This is a genomic window from Natronomonas gomsonensis (assembly GCF_024300825.1).
Lineage (GTDB): Archaea > Halobacteriota > Halobacteria > Halobacteriales > Haloarculaceae > Natronomonas > Natronomonas gomsonensis.
Genome location: NZ_CP101323.1, coordinates 772,074 through 793,077, shown reverse-complemented (window position 1 = coordinate 793,077; position 21,004 = coordinate 772,074). Strand labels below are relative to the sequence as shown.

Annotated in this window: 23 protein-coding genes and 2 tRNA genes; 17 read left to right on the top strand and 8 right to left on the bottom strand. The window is 65.3% G+C overall.

Annotated features, from left to right (window positions below; genetic code table 11):
- Positions 1-17 precede the first annotated feature (17 nt).
- The 4 genes from NMP98_RS04385 to NMP98_RS04370 all read left to right on the top strand — a co-directional run bounded on the left by NMP98_RS04385 (position 18) and on the right by NMP98_RS04370 (position 2,764).
- Positions 18-455, top strand: coding sequence for a MaoC/PaaZ C-terminal domain-containing protein (locus NMP98_RS04385; RefSeq protein WP_254860337.1), 438 nt, complete (start codon positions 18-20; stop codon positions 453-455).
- 94 nt (positions 456-549) lie between these two features.
- On the top strand, positions 550-1,626 hold the full coding sequence (locus NMP98_RS04380) for a glutamate--cysteine ligase (RefSeq protein ID WP_254860336.1): 1,077 nt from the start codon (positions 550-552) through the stop codon (positions 1,624-1,626).
- Between the two features lie 55 nt (positions 1,627-1,681).
- The gene (locus NMP98_RS04375) at positions 1,682-2,218 is read left to right on the top strand and encodes a winged helix-turn-helix domain-containing protein (RefSeq protein ID WP_254860335.1); all 537 of its coding nucleotides are present in this window, start codon (positions 1,682-1,684) and stop codon (positions 2,216-2,218) included.
- A gap of 54 nt (positions 2,219-2,272) precedes the next feature.
- Positions 2,273-2,764, top strand: coding sequence for a phosphopantetheine adenylyltransferase (locus tag NMP98_RS04370; RefSeq protein WP_254860334.1), 492 nt, complete (start codon positions 2,273-2,275; stop codon positions 2,762-2,764).
- Here the strand turns inward: NMP98_RS04370 and NMP98_RS04365 are convergent, their stop codons facing one another.
- Complete coding sequence (locus tag NMP98_RS04365) at positions 2,765-3,073, bottom strand: transcription initiation factor IIB family protein (protein ID WP_254860333.1); 309 nt, start codon at positions 3,071-3,073, stop codon at positions 2,765-2,767.
- 53 nt (positions 3,074-3,126) lie between these two features.
- Here NMP98_RS04365 and NMP98_RS04360 point away from each other — a divergent pair, with 53 nt between their 5' ends.
- Positions 3,127-3,636 (top strand): MOSC domain-containing protein, encoded by a 510-nt coding sequence (locus tag NMP98_RS04360; protein WP_254860332.1) that lies wholly within the window; start codon positions 3,127-3,129, stop codon positions 3,634-3,636.
- 39 nt (positions 3,637-3,675) lie between these two features.
- Positions 3,676-3,760: transfer RNA gene (locus tag NMP98_RS04355), tRNA-Leu, on the top strand.
- Between the two features lie 153 nt (positions 3,761-3,913).
- Here NMP98_RS04355 and NMP98_RS04350 read toward each other — a convergent pair.
- Together NMP98_RS04350 and NMP98_RS04345 are read right to left on the bottom strand one after the other, a co-directional pair.
- Positions 3,914-5,047: a DUF63 family protein gene (locus NMP98_RS04350; protein ID WP_254860331.1), complete on the bottom strand. Its 1,134-nt coding sequence runs from the start codon at positions 5,045-5,047 to the stop codon at positions 3,914-3,916.
- Between the two features lie 67 nt (positions 5,048-5,114).
- On the bottom strand, positions 5,115-5,906 hold the full coding sequence (locus NMP98_RS04345; RefSeq protein ID WP_254860330.1) for an inositol monophosphatase family protein: 792 nt from the start codon (positions 5,904-5,906) through the stop codon (positions 5,115-5,117).
- A 65-nt stretch (positions 5,907-5,971) separates the two neighbouring features.
- Between NMP98_RS04345 and NMP98_RS04340 the strand changes: the two genes are divergently transcribed.
- Together NMP98_RS04340 and NMP98_RS04335 are read left to right on the top strand one after the other, a co-directional pair.
- On the top strand, positions 5,972-6,235 hold the full coding sequence (locus tag NMP98_RS04340; protein WP_254860329.1) for a DUF8072 family protein: 264 nt from the start codon (positions 5,972-5,974) through the stop codon (positions 6,233-6,235).
- A gap of 40 nt (positions 6,236-6,275) precedes the next feature.
- Positions 6,276-6,590: a DUF3006 domain-containing protein gene (locus tag NMP98_RS04335; RefSeq protein ID WP_254860328.1), complete on the top strand. Its 315-nt coding sequence runs from the start codon at positions 6,276-6,278 to the stop codon at positions 6,588-6,590.
- 126 nt (positions 6,591-6,716) lie between these two features.
- Here NMP98_RS04335 and NMP98_RS04330 read toward each other — a convergent pair.
- A tRNA-Leu gene (locus tag NMP98_RS04330) sits at positions 6,717-6,800 on the bottom strand.
- A 91-nt stretch (positions 6,801-6,891) separates the two neighbouring features.
- On the opposite strand from NMP98_RS04330, the gene NMP98_RS04325 reads away from it, so the two are divergent.
- The 3 genes from NMP98_RS04325 to NMP98_RS04315 are packed head-to-tail and all read left to right on the top strand — an operon-like array spanning position 6,892 to position 8,463.
- A complete protein-coding gene (locus NMP98_RS04325; protein WP_254860327.1) occupies positions 6,892-7,341 on the top strand; it encodes a hypothetical protein in 450 nt (149 codons plus the stop codon).
- 9 nt (positions 7,342-7,350) lie between these two features.
- Positions 7,351-7,830 (top strand): DUF309 domain-containing protein, encoded by a 480-nt coding sequence (locus NMP98_RS04320; RefSeq protein ID WP_254860326.1) that lies wholly within the window; start codon positions 7,351-7,353, stop codon positions 7,828-7,830.
- Positions 7,831-7,872: 42 nt separating this feature from the next.
- Positions 7,873-8,463, top strand: coding sequence for an AsnC family transcriptional regulator (locus NMP98_RS04315; protein WP_254860325.1), 591 nt, complete (start codon positions 7,873-7,875; stop codon positions 8,461-8,463).
- Here NMP98_RS04315 and NMP98_RS04310 read toward each other — a convergent pair.
- Positions 8,460-8,657 carry a heavy-metal-associated domain-containing protein gene (locus tag NMP98_RS04310; RefSeq protein WP_254860324.1) on the bottom strand — a complete coding sequence of 66 codons (198 nt, stop codon included), beginning with the start codon at positions 8,655-8,657 and terminating at the stop codon, positions 8,460-8,462. The genes NMP98_RS04315 and NMP98_RS04310 overlap by 4 nt on opposite strands.
- A 151-nt stretch (positions 8,658-8,808) precedes the next feature.
- Here NMP98_RS04310 and NMP98_RS04305 point away from each other — a divergent pair, with 151 nt between their 5' ends.
- Both NMP98_RS04305 and NMP98_RS04300 read left to right on the top strand, forming a co-directional pair.
- A complete protein-coding gene (locus NMP98_RS04305) occupies positions 8,809-11,379 on the top strand; it encodes a heavy metal translocating P-type ATPase (protein ID WP_254860323.1) in 2,571 nt (856 codons plus the stop codon).
- A 54-nt stretch (positions 11,380-11,433) separates the two neighbouring features.
- The gene (locus tag NMP98_RS04300) at positions 11,434-12,093 is read left to right on the top strand and encodes a 2,5-diamino-6-(ribosylamino)-4(3H)-pyrimidinone 5'-phosphate reductase (protein ID WP_254860322.1); all 660 of its coding nucleotides are present in this window, start codon (positions 11,434-11,436) and stop codon (positions 12,091-12,093) included.
- A gap of 26 nt (positions 12,094-12,119) precedes the next feature.
- On the opposite strand, the gene NMP98_RS04295 is transcribed toward NMP98_RS04300, so the two are convergent.
- Both NMP98_RS04295 and NMP98_RS04290 read right to left on the bottom strand, forming a co-directional pair.
- Positions 12,120-12,404 carry a DUF7545 family protein gene (locus NMP98_RS04295; RefSeq protein WP_156708551.1) on the bottom strand — a complete coding sequence of 95 codons (285 nt, stop codon included), beginning with the start codon at positions 12,402-12,404 and terminating at the stop codon, positions 12,120-12,122.
- Between the two features lie 69 nt (positions 12,405-12,473).
- Positions 12,474-13,511: an NAD(P)/FAD-dependent oxidoreductase gene (locus NMP98_RS04290; RefSeq protein ID WP_254860321.1), complete on the bottom strand. Its 1,038-nt coding sequence runs from the start codon at positions 13,509-13,511 to the stop codon at positions 12,474-12,476.
- A gap of 137 nt (positions 13,512-13,648) precedes the next feature.
- Here NMP98_RS04290 and NMP98_RS04285 point away from each other — a divergent pair, with 137 nt between their 5' ends.
- From NMP98_RS04285 to NMP98_RS04275, 3 genes are read left to right on the top strand one after another with little or no spacing between them, the layout of a single operon-like run.
- Positions 13,649-14,611, top strand: coding sequence for a ferritin family protein (locus NMP98_RS04285; protein ID WP_254860320.1), 963 nt, complete (start codon positions 13,649-13,651; stop codon positions 14,609-14,611).
- A 60-nt stretch (positions 14,612-14,671) separates the two neighbouring features.
- Entirely contained in the window at positions 14,672-16,129 is a 1,458-nt protein-coding gene (locus NMP98_RS04280; protein ID WP_254860319.1) for an RtcB family protein, read from the top strand.
- Entirely contained in the window at positions 16,129-17,355 is a 1,227-nt protein-coding gene (locus NMP98_RS04275; RefSeq protein ID WP_254860318.1) for a lactate racemase domain-containing protein, read from the top strand. Before NMP98_RS04280 ends, NMP98_RS04275 begins: the two co-directional genes overlap by 1 nt.
- Positions 17,356-17,358: 3 nt before the next feature.
- On the opposite strand, the gene NMP98_RS04270 is transcribed toward NMP98_RS04275, so the two are convergent.
- Positions 17,359-20,139 (bottom strand): ATP-dependent helicase, encoded by a 2,781-nt coding sequence (locus NMP98_RS04270; protein WP_254860317.1) that lies wholly within the window; start codon positions 20,137-20,139, stop codon positions 17,359-17,361.
- Between the two features lie 98 nt (positions 20,140-20,237).
- Between NMP98_RS04270 and NMP98_RS04265 the strand changes: the two genes are divergently transcribed.
- Entirely contained in the window at positions 20,238-20,996 is a 759-nt protein-coding gene (locus NMP98_RS04265; RefSeq protein ID WP_254860316.1) for an MBL fold metallo-hydrolase, read from the top strand.
- The last annotated feature ends 8 nt before the right edge of the window (positions 20,997-21,004 follow it).

Here is a 21,004-nt window from a genome sequence, read left to right as displayed (position 1 = left end):
TGATTCTTCGTTCGATAATGAGCCATCGTACCTTCGAGGGGTTGACTGTCGGCGAAACCATCGACTGCGGGACACGGTCGGTGAGCCGCGAGGAAATCGTCGCCTTCGCCGAGGAGTACGACCCGCTCGGCATCCACACCGACGAAGCGGCCGCCGCCGACTCGCCGTTCGGCGACATCATCGCAAGCGGCATCCACACCTTCGCGCTGACCCAGCGACCGGTCGTCGAGCACTTCTACGGCGATTCGGACCTCGTCGCCGCCGGCCACATCGAGGAGATGCGACTGCCGGCGCCGCTCCGACCCGGCGACACGATGGCTGTCACGCTCGAAATCGCGGACAAGCGACGCTCGAAGCGCAACGAACAACGCGGCATCGTCACGACCAACCGGGAGGCGACCGTCGACGGCGAGGTGGTGTTCGCGCTCGTGAATCGGACGATTTGGACGCGATGAGTCCGTCGATTCGGCGACTGGGCCGGGGACGGCTGTGCGGTCCGGTCACAGCAGGTCAAATGGTATTTAATCCGCCCCGGCCAAGGTGTCGTCGATGGAACTGGGCTCGCGGGATGCCTTCGACCGGATGGGAACGCTCGGCATCGAAGAGGAGTTCTTCGTCGTCGACGAGACCGGGCGCCCCACCGCCGGCACGGACGAACTCGTCTACGAGTCCGACCCACCGGAGATACTGGACGGGCGACTCGACCACGAACTGTTCAAATGTGTCATCGAAACCCAGACGCCGACCATCGGGTCGCTGTCGGCCGCCCGTGATGCCCTCGCCAACGTTCGGGAGGCGGTAGTCGACCACGCCGAGGGTCAGGGGTTCGGCATCGCGGCGGCGGGCCTCCACCCGGCGGCGAAGTGGCGCGAACTCGAACACGCAGAGAAGCCACGGTATCGCGCACAACTCGACCGGATTCAGTACCCACAGCACCGAAACACGACGGCCGGACTCCACGTCCACGTCGGCGTCGACGACGCCGACAAGGCCGTCTGGGTCGCAAACGAGATGCGCTGGTATCTCCCGATTATGCTCGCGCTTTCGGCGAACTCGCCGTTCTGGAATGGGTTCGACACCGGGTTGGCCTCGGCTCGTGCGAAGATTTTCGAAGCGCTTCCCAACACCGGGATGCCCACCACCTTCGAGGACTTCGAGGCGTTCCAGTCCTTCGAGCGGATGATGGTCGAAAACGGGTCGATAAACGACCGTGGCGAACTGTGGTACGACGTGCGCCCTCACTCCGAACACGGCACCGTCGAGGTGCGGACGCCGGACGGCCAGGCCGACCCCGAGCGGGTGTTGGCGTTCGTCGAGTACACGAAGGCGCTCGTCGAGGACCTCGCCGCCCGCTACGAGGACGGTGAGAATGGACGCCGCCACCGCCGGGAACCGCTCGACGAGAACAAGTGGCGGGCTTTGCGCTACGGCCACGACGCCGAACTGCTCTCGAAGGACTTCTCGGAGGCTCTCCCGCTCGGCGAACTCGTCGACCGCGAGAGCAGTCGGCTCGGGGTGGATGGTATCCGCGAGATGTACGACGCCGAAAGCGGCGCCGAGCGCCAGCGACGACTCCACGACAGCGACGGTCTCGATGCCGTCTGTGCGGACCTGCTTCTCGAGTGACGTTCAGCATTGGATTTATATACGGGTATTCCTTGTGTCCGATTGATTACGACGCATGTCTACTGACGACAGTTCCAAGGAGGGGGAATCCGAGATTGGGGAGAGCGAAGAGGGCGTCCGGGAGAAACTCGAACAGGAGGCCGAGCGGGCAGCCGAACAGTTCGATGAGGGCATCGTCGACCTGTTGGCGTGGGTGCTCGACACCGAAACCCGGGCGCGAATCTACGTGTATCTCCGACAGAACCCCGGCAGCACGAGCGAAGAGGTCGCCGAGGGCACTGGGCTGTATCCGAGTACCGTCCGGGAAGCACTCGCCGCACTCCATGAAGAGGAGAAACTCGACCGGAGCAAGCGGGAGTCCAGCGGCGCGGGCAACAACCCCTACGAGTACACGGCGATGGCGCCGAGCGACCTCGTCGGCACCATCGTCGATGACCTCCAAGAGGAGTTGAACACCGTGTTCAACCTCGATTCACACCTCGGTATCGGCAACCGAGAGAGCGTCGACCCCGTCGACATCACCGTCGAAGACGGGTCCGAGAACTCCGACGACACCGAGTCGGCGGACGGGGCCGACGATACGGACGACTGACCACCCCGTTTTCGCATCGAAGCCACTAAACCCGGTCCCTGCGTTGCCGTCGTCATGAACGTCGTTTTGGGTGGGACCTTCGACCCGATTCACGACGGCCATCGGGCGCTGTTCGAACGAGCGTTCGAACTCGGTGACGTGACCGTCGGCCTCACCAGCGACGAGCTCGCACCCCGGACGCGCAGCGTCGACCGTTACGTCCGCTCCTTCGAGGAGCGTCGGGCGGACCTCGAAGCCGAACTATCGAACTTCGCCGAGGAGTACGACCGCGAGTTCCACATCCGGACGCTCGAAGAGCCGACCGGCGTCGCGACCGAACCCGGCTTCGACGTGCTCATCGTCTCCCCGGAGACCGAAGACGGCGGCCACGCCGTCAACGAGGTCCGGCGAGAGAAGGGTCTCGACGAACTCGACATCGAAGTCGTCGACCACGTCTACGCCGAAGACGGAGCGGTCATCTCCTCGACGCGAGTGGTCTCCGGAGAAATCGACGAACACGGCAACCTCACGCCGGATTCCGACGGCCGCCCGCCCGCTCGGGAGTAACTACCACTTCGGTGGTTCCAGTCCCGCCTCGGCCATCAACTCCTTCCAACGTTTCTGGACGGTCAACCGCGAGACACCGGCGGCGTCGGCCACGTCCGATTGGGAGCGACGCTCACCTGCGATGAGCGCGCCCGCGTACAGACTCGCCGCGACGGTCGCCCGCTTCGAGCGGTCAGCCTCCGGCACCGTCGACAGAAAGAGGTCCGTCGCACGCGAGCGGGCCGCCGTGCCGAGGTCCAGCCGTTCGGCGGCGTCGTCGATGGCGGCCAGCCACTCCTCGTTTTCGACGTGGTCCCGCGCCCGGTACATGTGACCAGTTCCGGCACGCAGGCATATAAACGGTTGCCGCTCTAACCGAAGCCATGCGTCTGGAGGACATCTACGTCACGGAGGCCGGAGGCGAACCGATGCAGTCCCGACAGCGCATCGACGCCGTCGCGGGAGGACTGGACAACGACCGCTACTGCACCGGCCGCGGCCACTACTCGCCGTTCGACGTCTGTGAGGTGACGTTCGTACAGGCCGAAGCGCTCGAAGAAATCGAACGGACCACGGGCATCGACCTCTCGGACGGTCAACACCGCCGCAATCTCGTCGTCCGGGGCGGCGATGTCCACGACCTATTGAACAGCCGGTTCCGACTCGGAGAGGCGACCTTCGAAGGGACGCGCCCCCGACCGCCCTGTCGCTATATCGAACAGTTGAACGACGAAGATGGGCTGATGCGCGCACTTGGTGAGGGTCGCGGTGGTATCTGTGCGCGGGTCGACGAGCCGGGCGAAATCGCCGTCGGCGACAAAATCGAGGGCATCGAGGAGATGGGCAACTTCGAGGGGATGGTTGCGAGCATCCGGGACCGCGTCGGGCGGTAGCGACAGGTATTTTTGGGTGACGGCGGTACGGAAGCGTGCGCGCGGGTTGCCGAGCCAGGCCAAAGGCGCAGCGCTTAGGACGCTGTCCCGTAGGGGTCCGCCGGTTCAAATCCGGTCCCGCGCATAGCGAGGTGCGAACGGAGTGAGCACCTCGAGAACTCGAACGGCGAGCGAAGCGAGCCGTGAGAGCACTGAACGAACGTGAGGAAGAGCAGAGCTGGATTTATCGACTGACTGTATCACGAGCTACGACTGAAGAAAGACAACGAGATGGCTCTCAGATACCCAGCGTCGCCCGAATCATGTCTCGGGTTCCGGGGCCGAGTCCGACCGCGAGGATGGCGATGAGGAGCAGGTAGGCATACCGGGGGCTTTCCTCGAAGATTTCCCGGTCGAACACCCAGACGACGGCGACCGCGGCGAAGACTTTGATGAGGAGGAACGGCCAGACGGTGCCGATGGCGTCGGTGAGCCACTCGGGTTGAATGATACCGGTGTAGCGGTCGACAGCGGCATTGACGACGTGTTTCGAGCCGTACTCGACGGGGAGACCGAGTTCCTCGTGCCAATCGAGGCTCAACACGTTGGCGATGCCGTCGACGGAGTGCCCCCAGACGACGAGTGGCCCCATCGCTCCGGTGCCGGCGTTGATTCGCGGTGCGTATCGCTCCGAGAGCACCCAAAACGCCGCCGCGGTGAGCGTCGCGCCGACGAGAACGATGACGGCGACGGCGGGGTAGAAGCCGACGATGTCGGAGGTCGCGGAGACGTACAGAAGGACGGCGAGGGTGGCCGCGAGTGCGACTGCGCCGACGCCACCGAGTACGGTTTCGAACTCGTCGATGACGCCTCGCTTCGACAGCGAGATGGTACCGACGAGGGCGGCGAGCGTGATGCCGAACATCGTGAAGTAGATGAACGGACTGATAATGAGGCCGACAGTAGGAAACGGGATAAGCATCCCGACGCCCTCCCGGACGAACGTGGCGTTGACGTCCTCTACGACCCGAAGTGCGCCGCCGAACAGCATGAACGGGAACAGCGCGAAGTAGAACCGCTTGGACATTCGAATGTCGAGTCGGCGGAGCAACAGCAGCACACCCACGAGCATGAACACGAGGACGATAGCGTAACTCACCGTCGAAACGGTGGTGTAGCCTGGGGTGGCGACGATGCCGTCGGCGCCGGCACAAGCGGTTTGTCCGTACAGCCGTTCGGTCACGCCGCCGTCACGGACGGCACACGTCGCGCCGTGGGCGTCCGCGTCGACCGGGCCCCAGAAGTACCGCCACAGGAACCCGTCGTAGACGCGTTGGGGAAACGCCAGCGAGCCAACGACGAGGGCGGCGATGCCGCCGAGGAACGTCGCCAGCCACGCGCGTTCGAGGTCGAGTCCGTCGGACAACTCCATGCCCGAATGCCCGGCTTGTGGTGTTTTCACCCTTCCGGTCGCTGGCGAGGGTCGTACACGGCCGGGGTTATCGAACGCTCTCTGCTTCTCGGGCCGCCGCCAGCACCGCGTCGTGGGCTTGGCCGTTGGAGGCGACCAGTCCACGGCTGTCGTGGCGCCACGGGTCACCGTCGATGTCGGTGACGACGCCGCCTGCGGCTTCGACCAGTCCGACGCCGACGAGGCTATCCCACGGGCTCACGCGGACGTTCGTAATCACGCCGTCGATGGCACCGGCCGCACACAGCGCGAGTTCGAGTTGGGCCGAGCCGAACCGGCGCATGTCGCCGAACCGTTCGACGATGCCCGCACAGGCGGCAGCGTACTCCTCGCGGCGGTCGAACTCCCACCACACCGTCGGCACGACGACGAACTCCTCGGGGTCGGTTCGGTCGCTGACCGACAGTTCCTCGCCGTTTCGGTGTGCAGTTCCCGAATCGAGCAGGTAGGTATCCTCCAGCGCGGGACAGACGGTCGCCCCCGCGTGTGGTTCGCCGTCGACCGTCGCCGCGACGCTCGTCGCCCACGTCCGTATCCCCCGAACGAAGTTGTTCGTCCCGTCGATTGGGTCGACGACCCACGCCGAACCCCTGTCGGGAACGGCACCGAGTTCTTCGTCCTCTTCGCCGACGATAGGGTCGTCGGCGTAGTGGTCCCGAATCGTCGAGACGACCTGCGCCTGAGCGTCGTGGTCGGCTTGGGTCACCACGTCCGTCTTCTGTCCCTTCGTCTCGACGGCGATGCCTTCCCGGAACGACCCCGAGGCCACCGCCGCGCCCGCCTCGGCCGCCCGCAAGGCACAGTCCGCACGCTCGCTCATACCGGAACTCCGAAAGCGGCGCGGAAAGCGCCACCGATTTGCCGACCCAATTCGCTGTATCCGATATGAACACCCTCGCAAAGCGCATCCACAACATCACGCCCCGTGACGTTCGACTGACGTTCGAAGACGATGCGACGGTCGTCTTGAAGATGCGCTCGGCGGAGTTCTTCCAAGAGGCGTTTCAGGCCGAGGGCGTCGATAGCGAGGGAACGACCTACCGGCTAGTCACCGACGGCGAGGACGACCCCCTCGTCGCCGGCCGCGAGACAGACGACGGGTGGGCCTCGGTCGGCGAAGTCGCCGCCGTCGAAGCGGCCGAAGACTGACCCTCGAGTTTATGTACCGAAACGCGGCCACCTTGCCGCGATGCGCTCGATACTTGCGCTGTTGGTGGTCGCACTGCTTTCGATGACGCTCGTTTCCGGGTCGGTGGTCGCCGCCGACGGTGGTGATACCGCCGTCGTCGACCAGGTCGGCGAGGAGTACGCACTGATTTTCGTCGAAGAGGGCGGCCAACAGGAGGGCCGACTCGTCGAGACGACCGACCTGCCCGAAGAGGGTCGCCACGAAAACGCCGTCCTACAGCGCGTCGACGGCGAGTGGACCTACGACGCCGCCGAGACCGAGCGGCGATACGAGGCCGCCCAGAACCGCTTCGACGAACTGTCCGAGGACCTGTAGCCGCGGCTATGTGGGCGGTTTCGTGAGGAATCTTGCGAGGGAAGGCCGCTCCAAGAGCGGTCTTCCGCATGTTGCGTCTCGCGGCACGAGGCCGCTCGACTTCCCGAGGCGCGTGGCGCCTCGCCATGCGAGGGAAGGGATTTGAACCCTCGGACCTCTACAGGAGCGGATCTTGAGTCCGCCGCCGTTTCCGGGCTTGGCTACCCTCGCACGCAACCGTTTCTGAGAGAGGCGTCGGGTAAAGCGTTGCGTCTTTCGGTCGAACCGCGCGACCGAAGTACCCGGAGCCGCAAGGTCCGGTATGGCCACCGCTCCACACCTCGTCGAGGAAGACGGCGAACTGAAACTCGACGTCTCGGTCGGACAGTCCGGCCGCCGGCAGTTCGCGCTGTCGGATCGCGCGATGACGATGCTCGTCGACGACCTCGGCTACGGCAACCGCGACGTCGTTCCGTGGGTCACGACGAAGACGCTGGCCCTCGGCGGCGGCGCGTACCTCTACGACGAGAAGACCGACGCCCGGGAGTTGGCGTGGTCGATAACCGGTGCCGATGGCGGCAAACGCGCCTCGGAGGCGGAACTCCAGCGACTTGCGGAGTACCTCACGAGCGTCGAAATCGACCAACACGCCGTCGATACCGTCGAAGAACACGTCCGCGAGAGCTCGTTGTCGACGGTCATGTCGCCCGAAGACATCCGAAGCAAACGCGAGCGAATGAACGACCTGCGCGGCATCGCGAAGGACCTGTAGGTTCCGACGATGGACGACCACACCCGTGATTCGAGCGTCGACCCGCCGGCCGGCAATCCGACGGGCTGGCGCTCCGACGGGCGGTGGGAACACGCCACGCTCCGCCGGGCGACCGAACACGGCGTCCGCCTGTACAACTCGACGGCGTTCCACGAGTCACACGACTGTTTCGAGGCGGAGTGGTACAACTACGGTCGCGGCACCACCGAGAGCAAGTTCCTTCACGGGATGGTCCAAGTCGCCGCCGGCGCCTACAAGCACTTCGACTTCGAGGACGACGACGGGATGCGCTCGCTGTTTCGGACGGCACTGCAGTACTTTCAGGGCGTGCCGAACGATTTCTACGGCGTCGACGTGCTTGACGTTCGGACGCGGTTGACGAACGCGCTTGGAGACCCGACCGTACTGGAGGGGTGGCAGATACGCTTCGACGAGACGTTCCCCGAAGCACGCGAAGCGGATTTCCGCTACGCCGAACGCGTCGACTGACGGCGGCGCAAGCCGTTTGTGGCCCGCCACCGAATCGCCGGTATGCGCGACCTCGACGAAACCGACAGGCGATTGCTTCGATTGCTACTCGACGACGGGCGACGACCGTACAGCGACTTGGCCGAGGAGGTGGGGCTGTCGGCGCCGGCCGTGAGCGACCGCATCGACCGACTTCGGGAGTTGGGAATCGTCGAGCGTTTTACCGTCGACATCGACCGGTCCCGACTCAGCGATGGGGTTCGTGTCGCCGTGACGCTCGATGTGACGCCCGGCGAAACGACGACGGCCCGGGAGGCGCTCGGCTCCGTCGACGGCGTCGAACACGTCTTTGCGACCGCCGATAGCCGACTGTTCGTCGTCGCGTCGGTTCCCGACGGCGACGTAGAGCGCCACCTCGCGGCGGCGTTCGACACCGGCGCAATCGAGGCGGTGTCGGCGTCACCGCTCGTGGCCGCCGACTGGCACCCGGCGTTGGGCGAGGCGACGCTCGGCATGGAGTGTGCCGAGTGCGGCAACACCGTGACCAGCGAGGGCGTCACCGCGACGCTCGACGGCGAACGCTACGAGTTCTGCTGTGGCTCCTGTGAAGCGCGGTTCGTCGAGCGCTACGAGGAACTGAAAGAAGGGGCTTAGGCCGACGCCTCGTATCCGGCATCGTCGACGGCCGCGACCAGCGCGTCGGTGTCAGCCTCGCCCTCGACGACGACGGTCCCGGACTCGTGGTCGGCTTCGACGCCGGTGACGCCCGCGACGCCACGAATCGCTTCCTCGACGTTCGCTTCGCACCCATCACACGCCATGTCGTCGACGTTCAGTGTCGTTTGCATATTCACTCATATGGGACCCACGTTATTGCCGTTTTCTCTTTTATAACCCAAACAGATCCGGTTTTTGAGTTTGGTTTCGAAGGTTTGCGACGTTGTAGTGGTCGGTGTTCAAGGGACAAACCGCATCAACGAGGGGCCCGTATGTATCTCCATGACCAGACGAGAACGCATCGGTGTTGGCGGGATGCACTGTGCGACGTGTTCGGAAACCATCGCCGACGCAGTCGAAGTACTCGATGGAGTCGTTGCGGCGTCGGCGAACTACGCGACCGACGATACAACCGTCGAGTACGACCCCGAAGAAGTGTCGCTGTCGGCCATCTACGAGGCCATCGAGGATGCGGGCTACGACCCCACCATCGAACGCCGAACGGTCGAAGTCGTCGGCATGCACTGTACGAACTGCTCGGAGACCGTCGAGAACGCACTCGACGGGGTTCCGGGGGTCGTCCGTGCGGACGTGAACTACGCGACCGACGAGGCAACCATCGAGTACAACCCCGAATCGTTCTCGCTGGACGCCGTCTACGAGGCCATCGAGGATGCGGGCTACGAACCCGTCCGGGCCGACGACGAAGGGTCGACGGATGAAGACGGCGAGTCGCCCGCCGAGCGAGAACTCCGGAAACAGCGCCGCCTCGTGGTCGGCGGGGCCGTTCTCACCGCGCCGTTCATCTACCTGATGGCGACGATGGTAACGCCGCTTCCGCGGCCGGAATCGCTGTTCGGCGTCGACTTCGGGATTGTCGAGTTCGCCATCGCGACGGCGCTGATGGCGACGCTGGGCCGTGAATTCCTCGTCGGCGCCTACAAAGCCACCCGCAATCGTACCGCGAACATGGACACACTGGTCGCCGTCGGCACCAGTTCGGGGTACCTGTTCAGCACGGCCGTTCTCGTCTTCGAACTCCCCGCCGGCCTGTACTTCGAAGCGGTCGCGTTCATCCTCTGGTTCATCACCGTCGGCAACTGGCTGGAGGCCCGCTCGAAAGCCCAGGCTTCCGATGCCCTCAAAGAGCTGTTGCAGATGGAAGCCGAGGAGGCGACGGTCATTCGCGATGGAAAGGAGGTCACCGTCCCGCTGTCCGAGGTCGAGGTCGGCGACCGGATGAAGGTCCGTCCGGGTGAGCGAATCCCGACCGACGGCGTCGTCCGTGACGGCCAATCGGCCGTCGACGAATCGATGCTCACCGGCGAGTCCGTCCCTGTCGAGAAATCGCCCGGAGACGAGGTCGTCGGGTCGACGGTCAACGAAAACGGCGCCCTCGTCGTCGAGGCGACGAAAGTGGGTTCGGACACCACCATCCAACAAATCGTCCGTCGGGTGAAGGAAGCCCAGTCGCGACAGCCCGACATCCAGCGGGTGGCGGACACCGTCAGCGCCTACTTCGTCCCCGCGGTGTTGGCTAATGCCGTCCTCTGGGCGACGCTGTGGTATCTGTTCCCCGGACAACTGTACGGACTCGTCGAACTGCTCCCGTTCGGGCAGGTCGGCGGTGGCCCGGTCGTGGGCGGCGTCCCGCTGTTCGAGTTCTCGATGATTGTGTTCGCTTCGGCGGTGCTCATCGCCTGTCCCTGTGCGCTGGGGCTTGCGACCCCCGCGGCGACGATGGTCGGTTCGACCATCTCCGCGAAGAACGGCGTCCTGTTCAAGGGCGGCGACGTGCTCGAACAGGTCCGGGAGGTCGACGCGGTCGTCTTCGACAAGACCGGCACGCTCACCGAGGGCGAGATGTCTCTGACCGACGTCGTCGCCGTTGAGGGAGTCGACGCCACCCGAACCGACGGTGGCGCGATGCTGGAACCCGAAATCGACGAGTCGTTCGTCCTCGAAGTCGCCGCCAGCGCCGAATCCGGGTCGGAACACCCACTCGGAGAGGCCATCGTCGACGGCGCCGAGGAACGGGACATCGACCTCCAGTCGGTCGAGTCCTTCGAGAACGTCCCCGGGAAGGGCGTCCGAGCGACCACGGAGTACGGCGAGGTGCTGGTCGGCAACCGGGCGCTACTCGCCGAATCGGGCATCGACACCGACCCCGCCGACGAGGCGATGGAACGGCTCGAACGCGAGGGCAAGACGGCGATGTTGGTGGCCGTCGGCGGGTCAGTCGTCGGCGTCGTCGCCACCGCCGACACCGTTCGCCCGACCGCCAAGGAGACGGTCGCGGCGCTGACCGAACGCGACTACGACGTGTACATGATTACCGGTGACAACGAGCGGACGGCCCGTGCCGTCGCCGAGGAGGTCGGTATCCTCGCCGAGAACGTCCACGCGGGCGTCCTCCCCGAGGAGAAGGCCGACGAAATCGAGGCCATCCAGTCGGACGGCATCCGGGCGATGATGGTCGGTGACGGCGTCAACGACGCCCCCGCGCTGACGACCGCCCACATCGGCGTCGCCATCGGGTCGGGAACCGACGTGGCGATGGAGGCCGCAGACGTGACACTGATGCGGTCGGACCCCGCCGACGTTCTGAAGGCCATCCGGGTTTCGCAGGCTACCATCTCGAAGGTGTGGCAGAACCTGTTTTGGGCGCTCGGCTACAACGCGGCGCTCATTCCGGTTGCCTCGCTCGGCCTGCTGAACCCGGCGCTTGCGGGCGCGGCGATGGCCGCCTCCAGCGTCTCGGTGATGTCCAACAGCCTCGCGTTCGCCCGATACACGCCCGACCACGACTACGTCCCGCTGCCGTTGCGGCCCCTCGCGGCGCTCCGACGGTAAGTCGGCGCCGGGTCGGACTACAGCCCTTTTGTCGTCGGCCATCGGAGACGTGGTATGGACGTGTTCGTCAACGCCGCGGTCAGCGCCGACGGCAAACTCTCCTCTCGGCGGCGCGAGCAAATCGCCATCAGCGGCGAGGCCGATTTCGCACGCGTCGACCGCCTGCGGGCGGAAGCCGATGCCGTGATGGTCGGCGTCGGAACCGTGTTGGCCGATGACCCTTCCTTGGTCCGCTACGACGAGAGCCACCGCAGAGATGTTCGGGGCGCCGATTCCGACCCGCCTGTTTGCGTCGTCGCGGATTCCCGATGCCGAACGGCCGCTGACGCTGCCGTACTCGATGGCGACCGCGAGACGTACGTGTTGACGAGCGAGGCGGCGCCGACCGACCGACGTGACTGTCTCGAAGCCGCGGGCGCCACCCTCGTCGTCGCGGGGACGGAGCGGGTCGACCTTCCGCGAGCGTTCGACGCTCTCGAAGCCGAGGGCATCGAGCGCCTCATGGTCGAAGGCGGCGGTGAACTCATCTTCTCGCTGTTCGAGGCCGGCCTCGTCGATGAGTGTTCGGTGTACGTCGGGAACCTCGTTATCGGCGGCCGTGAGGCGCCGACGCTGGCCGACGGCGAGGGGTTCGTCGACGACTTCCCTGAGTTGGAACTCGAAGAAGTGGAACGAGTCGACGACGGCGTCGTCCTCCACTGGACGGTGCCGTAGTCTACGCGAGAAGTACAGTTAGCCGCTTAGTGCTGGTGGCCGGTCAACTCGGCGTAGGAGGCGCCGAAGCGGTCCTCGAACAGGTCCATCGTCTGTTCCTCGATGGCCTCGTACTCCTCGGTGTCGCCGCCCTCGGCGTGGTGGACGGTCGCGTGGATGCGCTGGGCACAGGAGAACAGCGCGAGGTCGCCGACGATTTCGGCGTTGGACTCGTCGTTTTCGCGCATCAAATCCAGCATCTCGGTGGGAAGGGTCACTTCGTCGTCGCCGTCGGGGCCGTCGATGTGTAGGGTAACGGTTTCGTCTGCCATAGGTGACTTACCGCGTGCCCACAAAAGGAATTTCCGGTCGGATGCGTCGCTGCTGCCAGCGCGGTCGCGTCAGTCGTCGGCCGCCGCGGCGTCAGCCGTCTTCTCGGCGCGCTCCAGTTCTTCGAGATACTCGTCGGCGTCGATGGCGGCCTTACATCCCATCCCACCGGCCGTGATGGCCTGCTGGTAGTGATAGTCGACCACGTCGCCGGCGCCGAAGATGCCGGAAACGTCCGTCTTCGTCTGCCCGCCGCCGGAACCGCCGACGGTCTGGATGTAGCCGGTGTCGTCCATCTCGACGCCGGTGTCTTCGAGGTAGTCGGTGTTCGGCGTGTGGCCGATGGCCATGAACACGGCGCCGACGGGGAGGTCGAACTCCTCGGTGTCGGGGTCGTCGAGTTTCTCCTTCGGGTACCCCTCGGGGTTGCGCGCGAGGCGGACGCTTTCGATGCCCTCCTCGGCGGTGCCCTCGATTTCGAGGAGTTCGGTGTTGGTCATCACCTCGACGGCACCCTCGTCTTCGAGTTCGCGGATGCGATCGGTCCAGTAGTCTTCCGCTCGGAACTCCTCGCGGCGGTGGGCGATGTAGACGGTGTCGGCGAACTTCGTGAGGAAGGCGGCCTCCTCGCAGGCGGCGTCGCCGCCCCCGACGACGAGCATGTCCTCGCCGCGGAAGAACGCGCCATCGCAGGTGGCACAGGTGGAGACGCCGTAGCCCATCAACTCGTCTTCGCCGGGGACGCCGAGAGTGCGCGCGGAGGCGCCCGAGGCGGCGATGAAGGCGTCGGCGGTGTAGACGGTGCCGTCGCGCATTTCGATGCGGTGGGGTTGGCCGGGCTCTACGTCGACGATGACGCCGTGGTCGATTTCGGTGCCGAACTGCTCGGCCTGCTCTTTCATGTTGTTGACGAGGTCCGGTCCGCCGATGCCGTCGGGGAAGCCGGGGTAGTTCGCCACGTCGGTCGTCAGGGTGAGTTGACCGCCGGGTTCGGGCCCCTCCAACACGAGCGGGTCGTTGTTCGAGCGTGCGGCGTAAATCGCCGCCGTGAGTCCTGCGATACCGGAGCCAGCGATGACGAGTCGACGGTGTTCGGCGTCCTCGGTCATGCCAGAACGTTGCCTTCCGTGGGGTATGTAAGTTGTGCTGTGGGGTGTCGACCGCACACGTCCCGCCGTCGCCCGCTTGTTAAACTGGCGTCGTATGCAGGGGGAAGCGGTTTGTATGTGTGCATCTATCATGGGGTATGACTCAGATACGAGACACCGGTCGTGAGATGCGTATCGACCCCGACTCCTTCGCCGGCGGCTACTTCCGGAACGCCGTCTACCGACACTGGGACCCCTACGAGGACATCGCCGAAGAGTTGCTCCAGCAGGACCGGCGGCGACTCGTCGACTCCGATATGGACTTCGAGCAGTTCGAGGCGTTCCGCGCAAGCGTCGCGAAGTTCGGCGCCGGGGAGGAGGCGGTCACGGAGGACCTCGCGCCGCTGATGCTCACGCTTTCGGACATCAACGACCAGATGTTCGTCTCCAGCCAGATTTACGAGGAGGCCAAACACACCCAGTTCTTCGACCGCTACTGGCGGACCGTCATCGACCCAGTCGCCGAGGCCAAGGGGTGGGAAGTCACCCCGCCAACCGACCAGCGGTACTTCCCCGAGGAGTACGTCGAGTTGTTCGACCGTACCGAGGAAGCGATGCACCGACTGCTGGAGGAGGATACTCCCGAAAACCGGGCGAAGGCGTTCTGTCACTACCACCTCGTCGTCGAGTCCGTACTGGCTCAGACCGGCTACTACGGCTTCCAGGCGACGTTCAGCGACGCCGGCCCAGACGACTGGGGCGAGGAGGCCGACACCGAAGACATCTACCTCGACGGCCTCATCGAGGGCATCACGCGCATCCGTTCCGATGAGGGCCGCCACGTCGGCTTCGGGATGCACAAGGTTCAGCACCTCATCGCCGAGGAGGGCGTCGACCCCGACATCGTCCAGGGGATTCTCACGGACCTCCTGCCGCTCGTCGCCGGCACCGTCCAGACGGAGTTCGACACCGGCGCCGACCCCGCACCGCTCATCGAGTACGCCCAAGAGAAACTCTCGAAGCGCATCGAAATCATCACCGACGCCGACGCCGAATTGCCACCCGTCGAGGAACTCGTGAAAATCGAAGGCGCCGACGACCCGGCACCTGCCGACGACTGAGCGCCGCCCAAGACGCCCACCGGTCGTAACTTATTGGGCCGCTCGCGTCGAACCCCGGGTATGACCACGTTCGACGCGGGCGACGTGACGCTGCACAAGGTCCGCGACTACGTCTGGGAGATTCCACCCGAGGGCGGCATGCGCGTTCCGGCGCGGGTGCTGGCCAGCGAGGAACTCCTCGAAGAGATTTCGGAGGACAAGACCCTCGAACAACTGAAGAACACGACGCATCTCCCGGGCGTCCAAAAGTACGCCCTCTGTATGCCCGACGGCCACCAGGGGTACGGCTTCCCGGTGGGTGGGGTCGCCGCCATCGACGCCGAAGACGGCTGTATATCCCCCGGAGCGGTCGGCTACGACATCAACTGCGGCGTCCGAATGGTGAAGACGAACCTCACCTACGACGACCTCGAAGGCAACGAGGAGGAACTCGTCGACGCGCTGTTCGAGGCGGTTCCCTCCGGACTCGGCGGCGGTGGCGTCGTCGAGGGCGATTCCGGCACCGTCGAAGCCGTCCTCGAACGCGGAATGGACTGGGCCCACGAGGAGGGGTATGCCACGGCCGACGACCTCGCCCACTGCGAAGACGAGGGCGTCCGCCACGATGCCGACGCCGCCGCGGTCTCGAAGAAAGCCAAGGACCGCGGGCGCAACCAACTCGGCTCGCTGGGGTCGGGGAATCACTTCCTCGAAGTCCAGCGCGTCACCGACATCTTCGACGAGGAGATAGCCGACGCCTACGGGCTCGAAGAGGACCAAATCGTCGTCCTCATTCACTGTGGTTCCCGGGGGCTAGGCCATCAGGTATGCAACGACTACCTCCGAGACATCGAACAGGCCCACAGCGGCCTGCTGTCACAGTTGCCCGACAAGGAACTCGCGGCGGCACCCGCCGGGTCCCAACTCGCAGAGGACTACTACGACGCGATGTGTGCGGCCATCAACTTCGCGTGGGTGAACCGCCAACTCATCACCCACCAGACCCGGGAGGTGTTTGCCGACGTGTTCGGCCGCCCGTGGGAGGAGTTGGATATGGAGTTGCTGTACGACGTTTCCCACAACATCGCCAAGAAGGAAGTCCACGAAATCGAGGGCGAGGACCGTGAGTTGTTCGTCCACCGCAAGGGCGCAACCCGGGCGTTCCCGGCGGGCCGGAGCGAGGTGCCGAAGGCCTACCGCGACGTGGGACAGCCGGTCATCATTCCCGGCAGCATGGGTGCTGGGTCGTACGTCCTCTGTGGCGGGTCGGAGTCGATGGGTCTCTCCTTCGGCTCGACGGCCCACGGCGCCGGTCGCCTGATGAGTCGGACGCAGGCGAAAAGCGAGTTCTGGGGCGGCGACGTACAGGACGACCTCCGCGACCAGCAAGTGTACGTTAAAGCCCAGAGCGGCGCGACAATCGCCGAGGAGGCACCGGGCGTGTACAAGGACGTAGACGAGGTGGTTCGCGTCAGCGACGAACTCGGCATCGGTGACAAGGTCGCCCGCGTCTACCCGGTCTGCAACATCAAGGGCTGATGTCGGCCGTCGAACTCTCGTTCGGCGACGGAACCGTGTCGGTCGACTTTCCGGAGTGTTCGGTGACCGTCGCCGAACCGGCCGGTGGAAAGGCGGTCGAGGTCCGACTGGCCGCGGAGGCGGCGCTCGCCGACCCCCTCGGCCCCGACCTTACGACGCTCGTCGACCCCGACGACACCGTCGCCGTCGTCGTCACCGACATCACCCGTGCGACCCCAGACGGCGTCCTCGTCGACATCCTGCTGTCGGAACTCGAACGCGCCGGCGTCTACCGCGAGCAGGTGACCGTCGTCGTCGGATTGGGCCTCCACCGGCCGATGACCGACGACGAACTCACGGAGATGCTCGGTGAGCACGCCGACCTCGCGGTCAACCACGACCCAGACGATACCGTCGAGGTGGGGTCGGTCGACGGAACGCCCGTCGAACTCAACCGCACCGTCGCCCGCGCCGACCGCGTGCTCGCGACGGGGATGGTCGAACCCCACCAGTACGCCGGCTTCTCGGGCGGCGGGAAGACGGTCGCCATCGGTGCCGGCGGCGAATCGCTCATCGGCTACACCCACGGCCCCGATATGCTCTCCGAGGACGGCGTCCGCCTCGGAAGCATCGATGGCAACCCCTTCAGAGACGCCATCGACGCCGCCGGTGAGGCCTGCGGCGTCGAGTTCTGTCTCAACGTCACCCACGGCCCACCGGGGATTCTCGACGTTGCGGCGGGCGAGCCGAAACGCGTCGTGCGGTCGCTGGCCGACAGCGCAAAGACGGCCCTATCGGTGAGCGTCGACGGCGAGTACGACGCCGTCGTCGGCGGCGTCGGCGCGCCGAAGGACGCCAACCTCTATCAGACGACACGGGCGGCGACGTACATCCTGTTGGGCGCGAACAACCCACTCCGCGACGACGGGCGGGTCGTCCTCCCCGCCCTCCTTCAGGAGGGTGCCGGCGAAGGGCGCGGCGAACAACGCTTCTACGAGTGGCTCTCGGGAGCCGAAAGTGCCGAGGAACTGTACGAGACGATGCGGGGCGGGTACGAGGCCGGCGCCCAGCGGGCCTTCGTCGTCGCTCGTGCGCTTCGTGACCACGACGTGTACATCACGAACAGCGAATCACCGGACATCGTCGAGGAGTGTCTGATGTCCGCCTGCGACTCCGTCGACGAGGCCATCGAACCGGAAAGCGACGTGCTGGTCGTTCCGGACGCCCTGAACACGCTTCTCGTGTAACCCTCAATCGTCAGTCCCGACGGTGACTCCGTCGCCATCGTCGCCGATTTCGGCCATCACACGGTCGTGGAACTCCTGGAGGACGGCGGATTCGTCCTCGGCGAGCACCACGTCGCTGGCCATCAACGTCGCCAGCCCGAACGCCCGTGGTGTCGGTGAGTCGACCGTCTGGACGCAGACGTCGATGTCGCCGGAGGCCACCCCGGCGACGAACGTCTCGACGGCGTCCACGTCGAGTTTGTCCGCCAGTATCTCGCGATAGGTCTCTTCCATCACGGCGAAATCCTCCTTTTCGCGGGCGAAGCCGATGAGCATTTCACTGGAAACCTGCTGTTGGCTCGCCGACTTTTCGTAGCCCTTGTAGCGCTTCAGAATCATCAGCGCGCGGGTGGCGTTGATGCGGAAGTACCGCTTCAGGAGGTCGGTTCCGTCCAGTGCGGCCCGCAAGTCGCCACGCACCTCCCACGGTTCGATGTCGGCGATGATACCGTCGATGTCGACCTTGCGATTGAGCGGCATCGACAGCGTAAACCCGTGGTCGGCGACGGCGACTTTCACGTTGGCGTTGGCCTGCTGGGCACACCGGTAGGCCAGCAGTCGCGAGAGTCCGTCGTTGAACCGCCGGCCGTAGTTGGCGTGGACGTGGTAGTTCCGGCGGTAGGCCTCGCGGTCGAGTTCGATTTCGACGGCGAGTCGTCGGTCCGTCGAGACGCTCTCGACGCCGGCGTAGCGAACTTGCGCGTCGAACATCCGCGTTATCGCCCGGACGGTACTTTCGTCCAGCGGGAACTCCCGGAGCCACCGGCGGACCTCGGGCGGCCCGCCGGATTCGAGCCGGTCGCACAACTCTCGCTGGAAGGTCAACACCTCTCGGCCGAGGTCGTAGGACAGCGGCAGGCGCTCGGAGTACCACGATGGAACCGTCGCTCGGGCGCTCGTCGGGTCGACGTACACCTTCGACCCCCGTCGGTAACTGTACTCGTAGTTCTGTCCGCCCAACACGAACACGTCGCCGGATTCGAGCGTATCGAGATACGACTCGTCCAACTGTCCGACCCACTCCTCGCTCGACCGGGTGAACACGTCACAATCGAAGGAGTCCGGAATCGTGCCGATGTTCGTCATGTAGATGACGCGGGCGAGACGACCGCGTTTGCCGACGAGCGGCGTCCCGGGGTCGAACGCCTCGTAGTGGTGTTCGCCGCCGGGTGGGTCGTTCTCGTCGCGCCACACCTTCGCGTAGACGTTCTTGTCCTCCATCCCCTCGTAGTCGGCCGTGAGATACCGGAACAGCGACTCGATGTCGTCCTCGTCGTAGTTCCGAAACGGGTAGGCAGACTGGAGCGTCGACAGCAGTTCGGATTCCGGAAGCGGCCCGTTGATGGCCATTCCGTAGACCTGTTGGACGGCCACGTCGTGTGCGTTCTCGGGGACGAACACGCGGTCGACGAATCCCTCTTCGGCCTTCTTCAACATCACGGCACACTCGATGAGTTCGTCGCGGTCCAAGGCGAACACCCGACCCTTGACCGTCTCGCCCAACTGGTGGCCGGCCCGTCCGACCCGCTGGAGCAGCGAGGCGACGGATTTCGGGGACCCGACCTGCACCACGAGGTCGATGTGCGGCATGTCGATGCCCAACTCCAGTGAGGTCGAGGTCGTCACCACGTCGAGCGTCCCCGATTTCAGCCCCGCCTCGATTTCCTGCCGCCGGTCCTTCGACAGCGAGCCGTGGTGACAACCGGAGTTCGACTCGTCGTAGTCGCCACGTTCCCGGAGGTTGTTGAGAACGCGTTCGGCGCCCGACCGCGTGTTCGTGAACACCAAAGTGTTCGTGTGGTCTGCGACGAGTTCGTCTAGTTCCCGGTAGAACCGCTCCGTCACCACGCCGTGTGGCGTGTTGATGAGGTCGTCCGTCGGACAGCGAAGCTCCATGTCGAACTCGCGAACGAACCGCGCGTCGACGATTTGGCAGTCGCGAGCGTGCCACGTCCCGTCATCGTCGGGGTCGCCACCGACCAGAAAATCGGCCATCGCATCGAGCGGTTCGACCGTCGCCGAACAGCCGATGCGTGTCGGCGAGGTCTCACACAGGCGTTCGAGTCGCTCCAGCGACACCGAGAGGTGTGTCCCGCGTTTGTTGTCCGCGAGGGAGTGAATCTCGTCGACGACGACGTACTCGACGGTTTCGAGTTTCTCCTTGAACTTCGGGCTGTTGAGGAGGATTGCGAGCGTCTCCGGCGTCGTGTTGAGAATGTGCGGCGTCTCCTCAAGCATCGCCTGTCGGTCGCTATCGGAGGTGTCGCCGTGCCGAATCGCGTGCCGCAACTCGACGGACTCCCCACGTGCGTCGAGCTTCTCGGTGATACCGTCCAGCGGCTCCGCGAGATTGCGGTGGATGTCGTTGGCCAGCGATTTCAGCGGCGAGACGTACAGACAGTAGACGCTGTTGTCGAGACCGTCGTCGGTCCGCGCACGCTCGAAGAGGTCGTCGATGATGGCGGTGAAGGAGGCGAGGGTCTTGCCCGACCCCGTCGGTGCCGCGACCAGACAGTTCCGACCCTCGTCGATGAGCGGGACGGCCTCCTTCTGCGGTGGGGTGAAGAACCCGCCGTTGTCGGGGACGAACGCGCCGAACTGCTCGACCCACCACTCCCGGACGGCGGGGTCGAGGCGGGCGAACGCGTCGGCATCGTCTATCTCGACCGACGCCGCGTCGATCCCGTGGTGGTCGAGTGCCTCCCGGGCGACGGCCTCGGCTTCCTCCGACGGGCCACCCTCCATCGACGCCGGCTACGTCTCCGAGCGGCAAGTGGGTTCCGACACCGGAGTGAAAGTGAACCGACCGCAGGGCACTTGCCCCTCGCCGCCGAGGCGTCGGTATGCGCGTGACCTTCCTCGGAACCGGCGCCGCGATGCCGACCGGCGAGCGGTTCCAGACCGGCCTGTTGCTGGAAGACCCGGACGGCGAGGCCGACCCGCTTCTCGTCGACTGCGGCAGCGGCGCCCTTCACGGCCTCGCCCGCACCGACGTAGGCTACGCCGATATCGGGACCGTCCTGCTGACCCACCACCACCTCGACCACGTCTCCGACCTCATACCGCTGTTGAAGGCCCGCTGGCTGGCCGGCGAAACCGACCTCGAAATCGTCGGTCCCGAGGGGACCCAAGCCCTCGTCGAGGACCTGCTGACGGCTCACGACTACATGGAGGATCGCTTCGAACTCACGTTCCGAGAGGTCGAACCGGGGACGTTCTCTGTGGCTGGCTACGACATCGAGGCTGTCGAGACGATTCACTCGATGTACTGTCTCGCCTATCGCTTCGAGAGTGCCGGTGCGACGTTCACGTTCTCGGCGGACACCGAAGCCTGCGATGCCGTCTCGGAGCTGGCCGAGGGGTCGGCCATCCTCGCTCACGACTGCTCGTTTCCCGACGACATCGACGTTGACAACCACCCAACGCCGTCCCAACTGGGCGAGAGCCTCGCCGGGCGTGACGTTGGACGGGTGTATCTGACGCACCTCTATCCCCACACGGACGGCCACCACGACGAGATGCTGGAGTCGGTTCGTGAGCGCTTCGACGGCGACGTGCGGATGGCACGGGACGGTCTCACCGTCTCGGTCGAGCGAACGTGATATTTGAA